This is a genomic window from Sphingobium lignivorans (assembly GCF_014203955.1).
In the GTDB taxonomy this organism is placed as follows: Bacteria; Pseudomonadota; Alphaproteobacteria; order Sphingomonadales; family Sphingomonadaceae; genus Sphingobium; species Sphingobium lignivorans.
Genome location: NZ_JACHKA010000001.1, coordinates 866,720 through 882,569, shown reverse-complemented (window position 1 = coordinate 882,569; position 15,850 = coordinate 866,720). Strand labels below are relative to the sequence as shown.

The window sequence follows — 15,850 nt, the reverse complement described above, 5'->3', positions numbered from 1 at the left end:
CATTCAGCGCGCCCGAGCCGCGCGAACGGCGCTGCCGGACAAGGCGAACGTCAAATGGCTGGCCTTGTCCGGCGCGCGCCGGGACGCGCTTTCCTGTTTAGGCGACTTTCTCGTTCTGCCGCTTGAGCAGGTCCTCGCGCTTCGATTTCTCGAACATTTCCTTGATCGCCGGACGCGCATTGATCCGGTCGAGCCAGGCGCACAGGCCGGGCGTCTTTTCCTGGTTCACATAGTCGCCGAAGAAGCCGCCGGGACGCTGGAGGCCATTGGCGATGGCGAAATTGCAGATGTCCGCGAGGCTGTAACCGGTGTCGACCAGATAGTCCTGCTTCGAGAGCGTCTCTTCCAGCCGCGCCACCGAGACGCCGACCTTGCGGAATTCCTCGTCCAGCATCTCCTGCGGGAAGCCGTTGCGCGCGCGGCGCCATTTGAGCTGCTGCTCGGGGATCGGCACATTCTTGTTGATGTGCTCCTCGAACTCCTCGTCGCTCATCTTCTGCGCGATCGCCTTGATGCCGAAGGCCCAGCCGATGGTCGAGACGCACCAGCAGAAATATTCATCGACCCACTTGGTCCACACCCGCATCTCGGCGCGCTTGAAGGGATCGGCCGGGCGCAGCGAATTGCCCGCCTCGGGGAACACGTCCTCCAGATATTCGCAGATCACCGTCGATTCGGTGACGACCTTGCCTTCATGCCAGAGCGCCGGCACCTGACCGCGCGGATTGATCTTCTTGAACCAGTCCGAATGCTGCTCGAACTTGCTCGGATCCACGAAGACCTGCTCGAATTCGAGGCCCTTCTCGTAAAGCGTCGCGAGCGGCTTGAGCGAGTTCGCCCCGGGACCGAAGCTGTAGAGTTTCAACGTCATTCCTGTCTCCCAGATCTCTTGTCATCTCGTCATGAGCGAAACGGGCGCGGCGGTTAAGCCGCCACGCCCCTGTATTTCGTCAGGCGCCTTTCTTGTCGCCCTCGGCGAAGACGCGCGTGCGGTCCCGTCCCCAGGCCATCAGCGCCTCGACCCGCTGGCGGGCGCCTTCCGGATCGCTTTCCATCGGCGCGACCGAATCGATGATGGCCTGGAAATGCTTCTCCAGTCCTTCGCGCACTTCGGGATAGGGAATGATGTAGAGGGCATTGTCCTCGACGCCCTTCTTGATCGCTTCCGCCAGCTTCTCCGGCTCGAGCCCGTGCTGGTGAATCGAGTGCAGCGAGGCAATCGATTCCTCGTTCTCCACATAGCCGCTGGTGCCGTATTTCGCGGGACGCAGGCGCGAGGCTTCCGCGATGTTCGACTTGATGTTGGCCGGCGTGCAGACGGAGACGCCGATGCCGTATTTCTCCAGCCCCTGGCGATAGCCTTCCATCAGGTTGATGCTCGCCGCCTTGGCTGCCGAATAGGGTCCGGCGAGCGCGCTGCCCATGAAGCCGCCGAGTGACGAGACGGTGACGATGTGCCCCGGCCGGCCGCTCGCGATCATGCGCGGCACGAAGGTCACCATGCCGTTGATGACGCCGTTCAGGTTGACGCCGATGATCCAGTCGAAATCATCATAAGTGGTCTTCTCGATCGGCCCGAAGCTGTTCACGCCCGCGGTGTTCGAGAGAAGCGTCGGCGCCTGGCCGAACACGGCTTCCACTTCGTCCGCCGCCCGGGCATAGGCCTCGCGGTCCATGATATCGAGCACGATGCCATGCGCCGTGATCCCGAGCGCTTGCAGCTCGGCGACGGCCTTCTTAACCGCTTCGGCCCGCACGTCCGCCACCACGATCTTCGCGCCTGCCTGACCGAACACTTTGGCCTGGCCGAAGCCGGCGCCCGACGCGCCGCCCGTGATGAACGCGACCTGATCCTGGAAATCCTTCATTCCGACCCTCTCCTGATTTCTACGGCCGATGACGCGCCAGCCAACCGGCTGACCGGCCTGTCATGAGTGACCTCATGCCGAGTGCCGGCCAACGATGCCCGCGCCATCTGCTTAGCGCGGGTTTCCACTCATTTCCGGACAATGTCAACAAAGACCCGACGCCCCGTGCGATCGACCGAGAGCCGGAACAGTCGGCCATCGGGGAGCGGGGCCTCATAGACGAAACCGTCCGCCTCGGGCGCTTCCCAGTCGGACACCGTCATCTCCGCTCCATCGGGCCGCAACCATCGTCCGGGTTCGGGGAACAGCGCAAAAACCTCCGGATCGGCGGCGCGGGCGGCGGACAGCGCGGCCGTGAAATCTTCCAGCGCACGATCCCGCCCGGCCCAATCCACCCAGCTCAGCGCATTGTCCTGGGCATAAGCATTGTTGTTGCCGTGCTGCGTGCGGCCGAACTCGTCGCCTGCCGTGAGCATCACCGCGCCGGTGGACGCAAACAACGTGGCGAGCAGCGCGCGCAGGTCCGCCTGCCGGCGCGCATTCACCGATGGATCGTCGGTCGGGCCCTCGATGCCGTTGTTCCAGCTGAGATTGTCGTCATGGCCATCGCGATTTCCCTCGCCATTGGCCTCGTTGTGCTTCGCCGCATAAGCCACCGTGTCGGCGAGGGTGAAACCGTCATGCGCGGCGAGGAAATTCACGCTGCGGCTGGGCTTGCCGAATATGTCCGCCGAGCCGGCCATGCGGGTCGCCAGCGTGCCGATCGATCCGTCCCCGCGCCAGAAGCGGCGGACATCGTCGCGATAGCGATCATTCCATTCCAGCCAGCCATCGGGAAAATTGCCGAGCTGATAGCCGCCCGGCCCCACGTCCCAGGGCTCCGCGATCATCAGCCGGTCGCCGAGCCAGGGATCGGCAGCGATCTCGCCAAAGATCGGCGCCTGCGGGTTGAAGCCGGGCTCCCGCGCCAGCACCGTCGCGAGATCGAAGCGGAAGCCGTCCACGCCGGCCTGCCGCACGAAATGACGCAGGCTTGCGAGCTTGAGCGCGCGCACGTCCGGTGCGGCGGCGTTGAGCACATTGCCAGTGCCGGCGTCGTTGATGAGGCTCCCGTCCGGCGCCAGCGCATAATAGCAGCGCTCGCCAAGGCCGCGCATCGAGAGGGTCGCCCCCTGCCTGTCGCTCTCGCCGCTGTGATTGAACACGAGATCGAGGATCACGCCGATGCCCGCGCGGTGGAGCCGCGCCACGGTGGCGCGCAGCTCGGCCATGCCGCCCGGGCACAGCCGGGGATCGAGCGGCATGGGCACCACCGGATTATAGCCCCAGGCGTTGCGGAGCCCGAGCGGCGGAAGATGCCGCTCGTCGATCCACGCCACGATCGGCATCAGCTCGATGGCGGACACATGCAGTTTGCGCAGATGAGCGATGACCGCCGGATGCGCCAGCGCCGCCACAGTGCCGCGCTGGGCCTCCGGCACGTCAGGGTGCAACATGGTGAAGCCGCGCACGTTCAATTCGTAGATGAGGCCGCCCGGACGGAAATGCACCGGCGCCTTGCGCACGTCCGGCAGGGGCTTTTCGACGACTGCCTTTGGGACCAAAGCGGCCGTGTCGACGCCGCGCTCGCCAAGGCGCGGATCATGGACGAACGGGCGGTCGATGGCACGCGCCCAGGGATCGACAAGCAGCTTGGATGGATCGAAGCAGAAGCCCTGCGCGGGGTTCCACGGCCCCTCCGCGCGAAAGCCGTATCGCTGCCCGGCCCCGACGCCGCGCACCGCCGCGCGCCAGACATCGCCTTCCCGGGCCATGGGATATTGCCGCTCCTCGCCCTGCGCATCGAACAGGCACAGGGTCAGGCCAGTCGCGTCGGGCGCCCAGACGGCGAATTGCGTCCCGCCCCGCGTGAGCCGGGCGCCCCGCTCGTCGCTCATGTCACGACATCAGGCGCCGTCCGGCCGGTGTGGCGCTCGATCCCGGCAATGACATCGGCGGCGGCGATGAGGGCCGCGAGCATTGCCGGCGTCTCCTCGTCCAGCGCACCGTCGGCGGGCTCATAGCGCTCCAGATAGACGCGCAGCGTGGCGCCCTGCGTGCCCGTGCCAGACAGGCGGAACACGACGCGCGACCCGCCCTCGAACATGACCCGCAGGCCCTGGTTGGCACTGACGGAGCCATCGACCGGATCGACATAGGAGAAGCTGTCCGCCGCCGCGACGGTCAGCGCGCCGAACCGCGCGCCCGGAAGCGCCGGAAGGGCCGCGGTGAGCGCTGCCATCAGCGCGTCGGCCCTGTCCGTCTCGATCGCCTCATAATCGTGCCGCGCATAATAGTTCCGGCCGAAGCGGGCCCAGTGGTCCCGCGCCAGCGCATCGACCGGGATCTTGCGCACGGCCAGGATGTTGAGCCAGAGCAGCACGGCCCACAGACCATCCTTCTCGCGGACATGGTCGCTGCCGGTGCCCGCGCTTTCCTCGCCGCAGATGGTCGCCATGCCGGCATCGAGCAGATTGCCGAAGAATTTCCAGCCGGTCGGCGTCTCGTGGCAGGGAATGCCCAGCGCCTCCGCCACCCGGTCCGCCGCCGCGCTGGTCGGCATCGAGCGGGCAATCCCCTTGAGACCACCAGCATAGCCCTTCGCCAGATGCGCATTCGCGGCCAGCATCGCGAGCGAGTCCGATGGCGTGATGAAGCGGCCACGCCCGATGATGAGATTGCGGTCCCCGTCTCCATCCGACGCGGCGCCGAAGTCCGGTGCGGCATCGCTCATCATCAGATCATAAAGCGCGCGGGCATGGACGAGATTGGGATCCGGGTGATGATGGCCGAAATCCTCCAGCGGCACGCCATTGCGCACGGTGCCGGGCGCGAAGCCGAGCCGCCGCTCGAGGATCTCCGTCGCATAAGGGCCGGTGACGGCGCTCATCGCGTCGAAGGCCATCGTGAAGCCGCCCGCCACCATCGCGCGGATGGCCTCGAAATCGAACAGCGTCTCCATGAGCGCGGCATAGTCGGTCACGGGATCAACCACTTCGACCGTCATCCCGCCGACCATGACCGTGCCCGGCGCGTCGAGGTCGATATCCGGCGCCTCGATGGCGAGCCAGCGATCGATGACCTGCGTCCGCGCGAAGATGGCGTCCGTCACCTTCTCCGGCGCGGGGCCGCCATTGGCGACATTATACTTGATGCCGAAATCCTCGTCCGGCCCGCCGGGATTATGGCTGGCCGAGAGGACCAGCCCGCCAAGCGCGCCATATTTGCGGATGAGATGGCTGGCCGCGGGCGTGGAGAGAATGCCGCCCTGCCCCACCATGACCTTGCCGAAACCATTGGCGGCCGCCATGCGGATCGCCTGCTGGATGACAGTGCGGTTGTGGTAGCGCCCGTCGCCTCCGATGACGAGCAGCGCGCCTTCCTTGCCTTCCACCACGTCGAACACCGACTGGATGAAGTTCTCGGAATAATTGGGCTGCTGGAAGATCTTCACTTTCTTGCGCAGGCCGGAAGTGCCGGGCTTCTGCCCCTCGAAAGGCGTCGTCTCAACGGTCCGGATGGTCATGCATGCTCCTTCAGTCGCCGATACAGGGCGGCATAGGCCCGGCCGCTCTTGGCCCAGGAAAAATCTGTCAGCATCCCGCTCCGCTGGATCTGCACCCAGGTCTCCCGGTCGGCGAAGAGCCGCACGGTGCGGGTGATGGCGTCGGACAAACCCTCATAGCTCACGGGTGAAAACTGGATGCCGGTCGCCGCACCGGCGGCGAGCGCAGCGACATTGGCATCGACCACCGTGTCGCCCAGTCCGCCGGTGCGCGCCACAACCGGCACGCAGCCATAAGCAAGGCCATAAAGCTGCGTGAGGCCGCACGGCTCGAAGCGCGAAGGGATGAGAATGGCATCGCAGCCGCCCTGCATGAGATGGGCAAGCGGCTCGTCATAGCCGATGCGGATGCCGATCCGCCCGGGATGCCGTGCGGCGGCGGCGTGCAGGCCCGCTTCGATCGCGGAATCGCCCGTGCCGAGCAGGGCCAGCCGACCCCCGAGCCCCACCAGATGATCGAGCACTTCGAGCAGGACATCCATGCCCTTCTGCCAGGTCAGGCGGCTGATGACGGTGAACAGGGGCCCGTTGCCCGGCTCAAGACCGAAGGCGGCTTCCACCGCGCGCTTGTTGGCCGCGCGATCCTCCAGCGTCTCGGCCGAATAATGGGCCGGAAGGGCAGGATCGGTCCGCGCATTCCACTCCCGGGTGTCGATGCCGTTCACGATGCCGGAGAGACGATCCTGCCGGCCGTTGATGAGCCCCTCCAGCCCCATGCCGAACTCGGGCTTGCGGATCTCCTCGGCGTAACCCGGGCTGACCGTGGTGATGGCATCGGCCAGCATGAGCCCTGCCTTCAGCATGCCCACGCCGCCATGATATTCGACGCCGTCGATCGACCAGGCCGTGGGCGGCAGTTCGAGCCGGTGGAAGAAGTCCGCGCCGAAATAGCCCTGGAACGCCATATTGTGGATCGTCATGACGCTGGCCGGCCGGGTGGATGGATCCTGCGTGTAGACCAGATAGGCCGGCGCGAGGCCGGCTTGCCAGTCATGCGCATGCAGGACGTCGAAGGGCTTCACGCCCGCCTGCCCTGATGCAATGTCGGCCGCTGCCTTGGCCAGCGCCGCGAAGCGCAGGCCATTGTCGAGCCAGTCGCGCCCCATCGCATCGGAATAGGGCCCGCCATCCCGATCGAAATAGGCCGGCGCGTCGAGCACCAGCAGCGGGCGGTCCTCATGCCTGCATGCGAGAATGCGCGCCGGCGCGCCGAGCAGCGAGGCATAGCGATGAACGGTGCGCTTGCGCTCCAGCGCCCGCAGCACGGCGGGGTAGCCAGGGATGAACGCGGTCATCGCAACGTCGTGCGGCGCAACGGCGGCGGGCAGGGCGCCGACGACGTCCGCCAACCCGCCGGTCTTGACGAGCGGCCAGCATTCCGACGCCACGGAGAGGACCGAAAGCGGGCTCACCGGCAGCTTCCCGGTCGCGCATGCACGGTCAGCATGGCACTCATCGACATGGCTGGTTCACTTGCAACTGGATCAAAGACGTGCATCTCATGCTTCTGTTTTAAGCTGCGTAACTGGCCGTAGACCAGAGAGATCCGTTTGAGGAGCGTCGGGGCGGGACGCCGGCCGCAGGACGATCCGGCAACCGGCCCGCCAATGCCGCTAGTCCAATCTGTCGATCATCGATTTGGTGATGAGGCAGATCCCGCTGTCCGTGCGCCGGAAGCGCTGCGCGTCCGCGACGGGATCCTCCCCGACCACCAGCCCTTCGGGAATGCGCACGCCACTGTCGACAATGACACGCTTGAGCCGCGCGCCCCGGCCGATGTTGCAATAAGGCAGGATGACTCCTTCCTGCACATCGGAGAAGCTGCCCATCTTCACGCCGGTGAACAACAGGCTGCGCCAGGCGCTGGCGCCCGAGACAATGCAATCCTGCGAGATGAGCGAGGAAACGGCCATGCCGCGCCGCCCCTCCTCATCATGCACGAACTTGGCCGGAGCGGCGATGATCTGGTCCGTCCAGATCGGCCACTCGCGATCATACATGTTGAGCTTGGGCACCACGTCCGTGAGATCGATATTGGCTTCCCAATAGGCATCGAGCGTGCCGACATCGCGCCAATATTCCTCGATCTGCGCGCCCGCGCGGATGGCGCTGGACGAGAAGAGGTGCGCGACCGCCTTTCCGTGCTTCACGATATAGGGGATGATGTCCCCGCCGAAATCGCGCCTGCTTTCCGGATCGTCCGCGTCTCGGCGGAGCTGCTCGAACAGGAACTCGGTCGTGAACACATAAATGCCCATGGACGCCAGCGCGACGTCCGGCTTGCCCGGCATGGCCGGCGGGTCCTTGGGCTTCTCCAGGAAGCTGGTGATTTGCCCGTTCTCATCGACATGCATCACGCCGAAGGCCGTGGCCTGCATGCGGGGCACCTCAATGCATCCGACCGTGACGTCCGCGCCTTCCTGCACATGCTGCTGGAGCATGAGCTCATAATCCATCTTGTAGATGTGATCGCCCGCGAGGATGACGATATATTGCGGGGCGTGGCTCGCGATGATGTCGATGTTCTGGAACACCGCATCCGCCGTGCCTTCATACCAGTGAAACTCGTCGATGCGCTGCGAGGCGGGCAGGATGTCGAAGCTCTCGTTGCGCTCGGGACGCATGAAGTTCCAGGCGCGCTGCATGTGGCGGATGAGCGAATGCGCCTTGTACTGCGTTGCCACGCCGATGCGCCGGATGCCGCTGTTGAGCGCGTTGGACAGCGCGAAATCGATGATGCGCGACATGCCGCCGAAATAGACCGCGGGCTTGGCGCGATTGTCCGTCAATTCCATGAGGCGGCTGCCCCTGCCGCCGGCCAGTACATAAGCCATGGCGTCACGCGCCAGAGGTTGTCCCCATCTCTCCCGACTTGACACGCGTACCGTTCCTTTCCCTGCTGACGGCGTCCGATTCCGTCATCCCTCACCAAGCAGCATGATCGTTCCCAGCGGCGGCAGGGTCATGACGGCCCGGCCATGTTCGGCCGTCACCTTGCCCATGTTGCCGATACCCTTTCCGCCATAGATGGTTGCATCACTGTTAAGCATTTCGCGCCAGACGCCGTCCAGCGGCAGCGGCACTTCGTAATTGTCCCGGACCTGAGGTGTCAGATTGGCGATGATCGCCACCGGCGGAGCGCCCGGCGCCTTGCGGAGCCAGGCGAAAACCGAATTGTCCCGGTCGTCGGCGATCAGCCACTCGAACCCGTCCGCCTCGCAATCCCGCTCATGCAGGGCGGGAAGATCGCGGTACAAGTGATTGAGATCGCGCACGAGCGTGCGGACACCTTCATGGGCGGGCGCATCCAGCAGGTCCCAGTCGAGCGAACGCCCTTCGCTCCATTCCCGCCGCTGCGCGAACTCCTGCCCCATGAACAGCAGCTTCTTGCCGGGATATCCCCACATCAGCGCGTAGAAGGCCCTGAGATTTGCGAATTTCTGCCAGTCGTCGCCCGCCATCTTGGTGAGCAGCGAGCCCTTGCCATGCACCACTTCATCATGGCTGAGCGGCAGCACATAATTCTCGCTATAGGCGTACATCAGACCGAATGTGATCTCGTCATGATGATAGCGCCGGTGCGCCGGGTCACGCGCCAGATAGCTGAGCGTGTCATGCATGAAGCCCATGTTCCATTTGAAACCGAACCCCAGCCCGTTGTCATGAACGGGATGCGTGACGCCTGGCCATGCGGTCGATTCCTCGGCGATCGTCACGATGCCGGAATGCGTCCCGTAGACGGCCTTGTTCATGGCCTGGAGGAACGCCACCGCTTCCCAGTTCTCGCGCCCCCCCTCCGGATTGGGAATCCACTGGTCGGCGGGCCGGCTGTAATCCCGGTAGAGCATGGACGCGACGGCATCCACGCGCAGCCCGTCGACATGGTAGCGCTCGGCCCAGAACAGCGCGTTGTTGACGAGGAAGCTGGAGACTTCGCGCCGCCCGAAATTGTAGATGGCCGTGTTCCAGTCGGGATGGAAGCCCAGGCGCGGATCCTCATGCTCGTAGAGCGCGGTCCCGTCGAACCGGCCCAGCCCGTGCGCATCTGTCGGGAAATGCGCGGGCACCCAGTCGAGAAGAACGCCCACGCCGGCCCGATGCGCCCCGTCCACGAAGCGCGCAAAACCGTCGGGATCGCCGAACCGCGCCGTGGGCGCATAGAGACCCGTGGTCTGGTAGCCCCAGCTGGGATCATAAGGATGCTCGGAAATCGGCAGGAACTCGATGTGCGTGAAGCCCATCTCCACTACATAGGGAATGAGCCGGGCCGCAAGCTCGTCCCATGGCAGGAACCAGTCATTCTCGTCCCGCTGCCAGGAGCCGGGATGAACCTCGTAGATGCTGATCGGGGTGCGGCGGGGATCGACGGAGGCCCAATGGGCCCGGTGCGCCGCGTCGCCCCACTCATGCGTGCCGGTCTCGTAGGTCAGCGATGCCGTTTTCGGGCGCAGCTCGGACGCGAAGGCGTAGGGATCGGCCTTGAGGGGCTGTGCGGTGCCATCGGGACCGATGATGAGATATTTATAGGCATGCCAGGCGCCGATATCCGGGATGAAGATTTCCCACACGCCGATGTCGGCACGGCGACGCATGACGTGCCGCCGGCCATCCCAGTCATTGAAATCCCCGACCAGAGCGACGCGCTGGGCATTGGGCGCCCAGACGGCGAAATGCACGCCTTCCGCGCCCTCGTGGCTGATGAGGTGCGCGCCCAGCTTGTCAAACAGGCGAAAATGCGTGCCTTCCGCCATGAGCAGGTCATCGACCGGTCCCAGCACCGGGCCGAAGCTGTAGGGATCGCTCAGCCACCACTCCGCTGCGCCGGCGCGCGCGCAATAGCGAATGGGCTGGCGACCACCGGCTATGGGTCCCTCGAAGAGGCCGCGCTGGTCGGCGCAGCCGAGCAGGCCCAGCGAGTTACCGCTGAGATCATGCGCCTCTACGCTCTCGGCACCCGGCACGATGACCCTCGCATGCGCGCCCCCGGGGCCCTCATGGACACCCAGAAGCGAGAAGGGATCAGCGTGCGTGCCTGCCAGCAGGGCTTCAATGGCCGCTGTGGGCGGCTTCACAATACTCCCCAGATGTCTTTCGCATATTCAGCGATGGTGCGGTCAGATGAAAACCATCCAACGTTCGCAATGTTCCTGATCGCTGATGCCTGCCATTGCGAAGGATCGCTCCAGCGCTGGTCCACAGCCCGCTGGGCGTGGCTGTAGCTCTCGAAATCCGCCGCGACCATGAACCAGTCATGATCGTAGAGACCGCCGATGAGATCGGCATAGCGCCCAGGATCGTCGGGGGAGAAGACGCCTGACGCGATTGCCGAGACGGCCTGCTGCAGCTCGCGCGACCCCTCGATGACCTCCCGGGGATTGTAGCCATTGGCACGCTTCTCGGCCACTTCGTCCGCCGTGAGGCCGAAGATCACGATATTGTCGTCGCCGACCCGGTCCTTGATCTCGATATTGGCGCCGTCCAGCGTGCCGATGGTGAGAGCGCCATTGAGCGCGAACTTCATGTTGCCGGTGCCCGATGCCTCCATGCCCGCAGTGGAAATCTGCTCGGAGAGATCGGCGGCCGGGATGATCTTCTCGGCGAGACTGACATTGTAGTTCGGCACGAACACGACCTTGAGCAGGCCGCCGACAGACGGATCGCTGTTCACCCGGCGCGCGATGTCATTGGCCAGTTTGATGATGAGCTTGGCGTTGTGATAGCTCGGCGCCGCCTTGCCGCCGAAGATCTTCACGCGCGGCATCCAGTCACGCTCGGGATGGCTGCGAATCTGGTCGTAGAGCGCCACGGTCTCGATCAGATTGAGCAACTGGCGCTTATATTCATGGATGCGCTTGATCTGCACGTCGAACATCGCGGCGGGATCGAGGCGGATTCCCATGTGCACGCGCAGATGATTGGCCAGCGCTTCCTTGTTAGCGCGCTTGATGGCCCCGACGCGCTCGGCAAAGGCGCCGTCCGTGGCGAATGCCGCGAGATCCACGAGCTCCTCGGCATCGTCCATGAAGCGATCGCCAATTGCCTCGCGGATGAGGTCCGTCAGCCCGGGATTGCATTCCAGCAGCCAGCGCCGGGGCGTCACGCCATTGGTCTTGTTGTTGATCCGCTCGGGATAGAGCCGGTGGAAATCCGCGAAGACGGTCTGCTTCATCAGTTCGGTGTGCAGGGCCGCCACGCCGTTCACGCTGTGCGCGCCGGCAAAGGCGAGATTGGCCATCCGCACGCGCCGTTCGCCGCCTTCATCAATGAGCGAGATGGCCGAAATGGCGCTTTCGTCCAGCTTCTTGCTGAGCCTCGCTTCCCTCAGCACCATCGCATTGATGGCGTAGATGATCTGCATGTGGCGCGGCAGCATCCGCTCGAACAACGGCAGGGGCCAGCTCTCCAGCGCCTCCGGCAGGAGCGTGTGGTTGGTATAACCGAATGTCTTGCGCGTGATCGTCCAGGCGTCGGGCAATTCGAGCCCATGGTCATCCATCAGCAAGCGCATCAGCTCGGCGACCGAGACCGCCGGGTGCGTGTCATTGAGCTGGATGGCGACCTTGTCCGGCAGGGTCCGGATGTCGCCATGATATTGCATGTGCCGCCGGAGGATGTCCTGGATCGACGCGGCGGAGAAGAAATACTCCTGCCGCAGGCGCAGCTCCTGGCCGGCCGCTGTCGAGTCCGCAGGATAGAGCACGCGCACCAGGCTCTCCGCGCGCACCTGCTCGGCCAGCGCCCCGGCATGGTCGCCGGCATTGAACGCATCCAGCCGGATGGGATCGACCGGGAAGGCGTTCCACAGGCGCAGCGTATTGACCCGCTTGCCGCGCCAGCCGACGATGGGAGTATCGACCGCCGTGGCGATCACCTGCTCGGCGGGCCGCCACTCGATCCTGCCATCAATGTCGCCGATCACTTCGCCGCCGAAACCGATGCGATAGGCGCTTTCCCGCCGCTCGAATTCCCACGGATTGCCATGGGCGAGCCAGTTCTCGGGCAGCTCCACCTGCCAGCCATCATCGATGCGCTGGCGGAACATGCCGTTCACATAGCGGATGCCGTAGCCATAAGCGGGGATATCGAGCGTGGCGAGGCTTTCCATGAAGCAGGCGGCAAGCCGGCCCAGGCCGCCATTGCCCAATGCCGCATCGGGCTCGATCTCCTCGATCTCGTCAAGGTCGACGCCATGCTCGGCCAGCGCCGCCCGCACTTCCTCCGAGACGCCCAGATTGCTCAGCGCGTCGCGCAGCAGGCGTCCGATGAGGAACTCGAGGCTGAGATAATAGACTCTTTTCGCACCTGCAGCATGCGCCGCCTTGGACGAGATCATCCATCGCTCGATGATGTCGTCCCGCAAGGCATAGATAGTGGCGGCGAGCCAGTCATGGGGCAGCGCCGCCTGCGCATCCTTCCCGATCCGATGGACCAGCGCATCGACGATCCGCGCCTGGAGGCCTTTTTCGGTCGCGGATTCGATGGTTGCCATGCGGTGCTTTCCCTTCCCCATTGTGCATGCCGCAGTGCGGCACGCGCGAGGGATATCAAGGCATCGCGTCCTCCGCCACTGCTCGTTTCAGGAAATCGCGGAGCGTATGCCATCGTCGCGGCGGGGTGAGGGCGGACGCATGTGGCATCGCGCGCCAGGGCGACGCGAAGGACAGTTGAATTGAAATCATTCAGGAACTAACGTCATCGATCCGGACAAAATCAAGGCCGACCGTCCGGCTTCTCATGAAAGGATCGGGACGTGGCGGACGGCGCGACAGCCGAAGCAGTGAATGATGCAGGCAATCCGTTCGGATCGACGCTTCCCGCCCGGGAAGACTATCCGCCGCCCGAGCTTGGCCTCACGATGTCGATCGTGCTGGCCGGCCGGCGCTGGCGCTCCCTGATCGACGAGCAACTGCGGGCGCTGGGCCACAGCGCCTCGCGCATGGAGGCGATGGCCGCCATCGCCTATGCGCCGCCGCGCGCCACGCAGATCCAGATCGCCAAGCGGATCGGCATCGAGGGGCCCACGCTCACGCGCACGCTCGACATGCTGGAGGCGGACGGTCTGGTGGAGCGCCTCCCCGATCCCACCGACCGGCGCAACAAGCACATGAAGCTCACGCCGGCCGGATTCGACGCGCTGGCAGACATGCTGAACCTGACCAGCAAGCTGCGCAGCCAGTTGCTGGCGGACATCCCGCTGGACGATGTCCGCGCCAGCGTCGGCTTCCTCTCCGTCCTGCTCGAACGGATCGAGGGCGGGCTCGCCCTGCCGGCCGACGATTAGCCCTAGGAGAGGGCGCACCGTCACTTTCACTGCGCGGCATCCGGGTTGAGCATGTCCACTCGCCTCTAGCGCCGCGCGCGGCTTGACCCTAGGACAGGCTGTTGCTGGCGTTTCCGGCCCATAAGAGGCCGGTCCTGCCGAATGCCGGCCCGGGAGAGTATGAATGAAGACCTGCGATGCCATCGTCGAGATCCTCAAGCTGGAAGGCGTGGACGTCCTGTTCGGCTATCCGCGCAATGCCCTTCTCGAAGCGGCGGCGCAGGCGAATATCCGTACCATCATTCCCCGGCAGGAGCGCATTGGCCTCCACATGGCCGACGCCTATTCGCGCCTGACGCGGGGCGAGAAGATCGGCGTCTTCTGCTGCCAGCACGGGCCGGGCGCGGAAGTGGCCTATGCCGGCGTGGCGCAGGCCTATGGCGAATCGGTACCCATCCTCGTCCTGCCCGGCGGATATCCCACGGCCACGGCGCATGTCGGGCGCAACTTCAACAGCGTGCGCAACATGGCGCAGATCACCAAGTCGGCCGAGCCGCTGAATTTTCCCTCGCACGTCAATGCGGTGATGCGCCGCGCCTTCACGGCCCTGCGCAACGGACGCGGCGGCCCGGCACTGGTGGAACTGCCTTTCGATGTCCTCGAACAGGATGGCGCGCAGGTCGCTTATCAGCCGGTACTGCGCAGCCGCTTCGCGCCGGACGGCGAGAGCATTGCCCGCGCCGCGAGCCTGCTGTGCGCAGCGAAGCGCCCTGTGCTCTATGCGGGACAAGGCATTCACTGGTCCGGTGCTTATGCCGAACTGAAGGAACTGGCCGAGCTGCTCGCCATCCCGGTCTGCACCAGCCTGCCCGGCAAGAGCAGCTTCGATGAGACGCATCCGCTGGCGCTCGGCTCCGGCGGGGCGGCGATGCCGCATGCGGTGCGCCATTTCCTCGATGAAGCCGATGTGATCCTGGGGGTGGGCTGCTCCTTTACCAGCACGGCCTTCGGCATCCGCATGCCAACGGGCAAGACGGTGCTTCACGCCACGCTCGATCCGGTCGAGCTCAATCGCGCGGTCGAGACCGATGTCGCGCTCATCGGCGACGCGAAGCTGACGCTGAGCGCGCTCATCGCGGCCTGCAGGGCCCTCACCGGTGGCGCGCCGCGCGACATGAGCGCCGTCACGGCCGAGATTCGCAAGCTGGACGATGCCTGGCTCGCGAAGTGGATGCCGAAGCTCACCAGCGATCAGGTGCCGATCACGCCCTATCGCGTACTCTGGGATCTCCAGAACACGGTCGACGTCGCCAACACCATCATCACGCATGATGCCGGCAGTCCGCGCGACCAGCTCTCGCCTTTCTGGAAGACACGCGCGCCGCACAGCTTCCTGGGCTGGGGCAAGACCACGCAGCTTGGCTACGGCCTGGGTCTCGCGATGGGCGCCAAGCTCGCCTGCCCGGACAAATTGTGCATCAACGTGTGGGGCGATGCCGCCATCGGCTTCACGGGCATGGATTTCGAGACGGCGGTGCGCGAGCGGCTGCCGATCCTGTCCATCCTGCTCAACAATGCCTCCATGGCGATGGAGCTCAAGGTGATGCCGATGGCGACGGACCGGTTCCGCTCCACCGACATCTCCGGCAACTACGCGCAGTTCGCGACCGCGCTGGGGGGCCATGGCGAGCGAATCAGCGCCGTGGAGGAGATCGTGCCGGCGATCCGACGCGCCATCGCCGCGACGGAGGCGGGAAAACCGGCATTGCTGGAATTCATGACATCGCAGGAGCAGGAATTTTCCCGCTACCCCTGAGGGAAAGAGCCTGCCGCATCGTCCTGTCGTGGAAGCGGAGCGGTTGACCACAGCGCTGCTGCAATGGCGCGCGTTTTGCGCTTTCAGCCCGATCGCCACGAGGGAAAGACAGTTCACGCATGACCGAAGGCATGTCACATATCCGCGCGGAGCTGGAGCGCGCCCAGAGATTGCTGGCGTCGCTCAACAACCCGCAGGACCGCTCCGAGATCGAACGCTACATCGCGGAGCTGGCGCGCATGAACGAACTGCCGCCCAAGGCCGGCCTCGCGGTCGGCTGACGAACCGGGCCGCTGCCTCCG

11 protein-coding genes are annotated in these 15,850 nt (G+C 65.1%); 3 read left to right on the top strand and 8 right to left on the bottom strand.

From position 1 onward, the window contains the following. Positions 1–97 precede the first annotated feature (97 nt). From HNP60_RS04090 to HNP60_RS04055, 8 genes are all read right to left on the bottom strand, one after another. Positions 98–871 carry a glutathione S-transferase family protein gene (locus tag HNP60_RS04090; protein WP_184150531.1) on the bottom strand — a complete coding sequence of 258 codons (774 nt, stop codon included), beginning with the start codon at positions 869–871 and terminating at the stop codon, positions 98–100. A 79-nt stretch (positions 872–950) separates the two neighbouring features. Then, positions 951–1,868, bottom strand: coding sequence for an SDR family NAD(P)-dependent oxidoreductase (locus tag HNP60_RS04085; RefSeq protein WP_184150528.1), 918 nt, complete (start codon positions 1,866–1,868; stop codon positions 951–953). Positions 1,869–1,996: 128 nt separating this feature from the next. Then, complete coding sequence (glgX, locus tag HNP60_RS04080) at positions 1,997–3,805, bottom strand: glycogen debranching protein GlgX (protein WP_184150525.1); 1,809 nt, start codon at positions 3,803–3,805, stop codon at positions 1,997–1,999. Continuing rightward, positions 3,802–5,433, bottom strand: a complete 1,632-nt coding sequence (locus tag HNP60_RS04075) for an alpha-D-glucose phosphate-specific phosphoglucomutase (protein WP_184150522.1) — start codon at positions 5,431–5,433, stop codon at positions 3,802–3,804. Before HNP60_RS04075 ends, glgX begins: the two co-directional genes overlap by 4 nt. Further along, complete coding sequence (glgA, locus tag HNP60_RS04070; RefSeq protein ID WP_184150519.1) at positions 5,430–6,884, bottom strand: glycogen synthase GlgA; 1,455 nt, start codon at positions 6,882–6,884, stop codon at positions 5,430–5,432. Before glgA ends, HNP60_RS04075 begins: the two co-directional genes overlap by 4 nt. Before the next feature lie 201 nt (positions 6,885–7,085). Continuing rightward, positions 7,086–8,351 carry a glucose-1-phosphate adenylyltransferase gene (gene glgC, locus HNP60_RS04065; RefSeq protein ID WP_184150516.1) on the bottom strand — a complete coding sequence of 422 codons (1,266 nt, stop codon included), beginning with the start codon at positions 8,349–8,351 and terminating at the stop codon, positions 7,086–7,088. Positions 8,352–8,390: 39 nt separating this feature from the next. Beyond that, positions 8,391–10,544, bottom strand: coding sequence for a 1,4-alpha-glucan branching protein GlgB (gene glgB / locus HNP60_RS04060; protein ID WP_184150513.1), 2,154 nt, complete (start codon positions 10,542–10,544; stop codon positions 8,391–8,393). Further along, positions 10,541–12,961 (bottom strand): glycogen/starch/alpha-glucan phosphorylase, encoded by a 2,421-nt coding sequence (locus HNP60_RS04055; protein ID WP_184150510.1) that lies wholly within the window; start codon positions 12,959–12,961, stop codon positions 10,541–10,543. The genes glgB and HNP60_RS04055 overlap by 4 nt, the downstream gene beginning before the upstream one ends. A 261-nt stretch (positions 12,962–13,222) precedes the next feature. Here HNP60_RS04055 and HNP60_RS20150 point away from each other — a divergent pair, with 261 nt between their 5' ends. From HNP60_RS20150 to HNP60_RS04040, 3 genes are all read left to right on the top strand, one after another. Further along, positions 13,223–13,753: a MarR family transcriptional regulator gene (locus HNP60_RS20150; RefSeq protein ID WP_184150507.1), complete on the top strand. Its 531-nt coding sequence runs from the start codon at positions 13,223–13,225 to the stop codon at positions 13,751–13,753. 163 nt (positions 13,754–13,916) lie between these two features. Beyond that, positions 13,917–15,548: a thiamine pyrophosphate-requiring protein gene (locus tag HNP60_RS04045; protein WP_184150504.1), complete on the top strand. Its 1,632-nt coding sequence runs from the start codon at positions 13,917–13,919 to the stop codon at positions 15,546–15,548. A 119-nt stretch (positions 15,549–15,667) separates the two neighbouring features. Continuing rightward, positions 15,668–15,829, top strand: coding sequence for a hypothetical protein (locus HNP60_RS04040; RefSeq protein ID WP_184050567.1), 162 nt, complete (start codon positions 15,668–15,670; stop codon positions 15,827–15,829). The last annotated feature ends 21 nt before the right edge of the window (positions 15,830–15,850 follow it).

Excerpts from the sequence above, each read along its gene's own strand:
- HNP60_RS04090 (WP_184150531.1), bottom strand. The coding sequence starts at position 871 with ATGACGTTGAAACTCTACAGCTTCGGTCCCGGGGCGAACTCGCTCAAG.
- HNP60_RS04085 (WP_184150528.1), bottom strand. The coding sequence starts at position 1,868 with ATGAAGGATTTCCAGGATCAGGTCGCGTTCATCACGGGCGGCGCGTCG.
- glgX (WP_184150525.1), bottom strand. The coding sequence starts at position 3,805 with ATGAGCGACGAGCGGGGCGCCCGGCTCACGCGGGGCGGGACGCAATTC.
- HNP60_RS04075 (WP_184150522.1), bottom strand. The coding sequence starts at position 5,433 with ATGACCATCCGGACCGTTGAGACGACGCCTTTCGAGGGGCAGAAGCCC.
- HNP60_RS04055 (WP_184150510.1), bottom strand. The coding sequence starts at position 12,961 with ATGGCAACCATCGAATCCGCGACCGAAAAAGGCCTCCAGGCGCGGATC.
- HNP60_RS04045 (WP_184150504.1), top strand. The coding sequence starts at position 13,917 with ATGAAGACCTGCGATGCCATCGTCGAGATCCTCAAGCTGGAAGGCGTG.
- HNP60_RS04040 (WP_184050567.1), top strand. The coding sequence starts at position 15,668 with ATGACCGAAGGCATGTCACATATCCGCGCGGAGCTGGAGCGCGCCCAG.